The organism is Halorubrum sp. SS7 (assembly GCF_005435055.1).
GTDB classification, from domain to species: Archaea; Halobacteriota; Halobacteria; order Halobacteriales; family Haloferacaceae; genus Halorubrum; species Halorubrum salinarum.
The window spans coordinates 1-257 of record NZ_SGXV01000201.1 but is presented as its reverse complement, the minus strand read 5'-3'; the positions used below and the strand labels follow the sequence as shown (position 1 = coordinate 257).

Annotated in this window: 2 pseudogenes; one reads left to right on the top strand and one right to left on the bottom strand. The window is 61.5% G+C overall.

From position 1 onward, the window contains the following. Positions 1–105, bottom strand: a pseudogene (locus EXE44_RS21635) (transcriptional regulator); the annotation flags it as partial. 69 nt (positions 106–174) lie between these two features. Here EXE44_RS21635 and EXE44_RS21965 point away from each other — a divergent pair. After that, positions 175–257 (top strand): annotated as a pseudogene (locus tag EXE44_RS21965) (quinol oxidase); the annotation flags it as partial.

The following is a 257-nucleotide window of genomic DNA, read 5'->3' as shown; positions in this document are numbered from 1 at the left end:
TTCGAGCGAGTCCACGACGGGACACGGCGTGTCGGGGGCGGCGTTCCGGGACTCTGCGTCGGTCGTCTCCGCCGGTTCGGAGCCGGCGAGTTCCTGCGATGACATCGGTGTTACCTGCTTACCCTATTGTCCGGGAAGCGATAAATAGGTTACGTGCGTATAGCAGGTTACACGATGTTAGCTGAAATCGCAGCGACACCGCTCCAGTTCGACACCCCCCTCGCGGGCGAACTCTTCCTGCTCGGCCGGATCGTCTT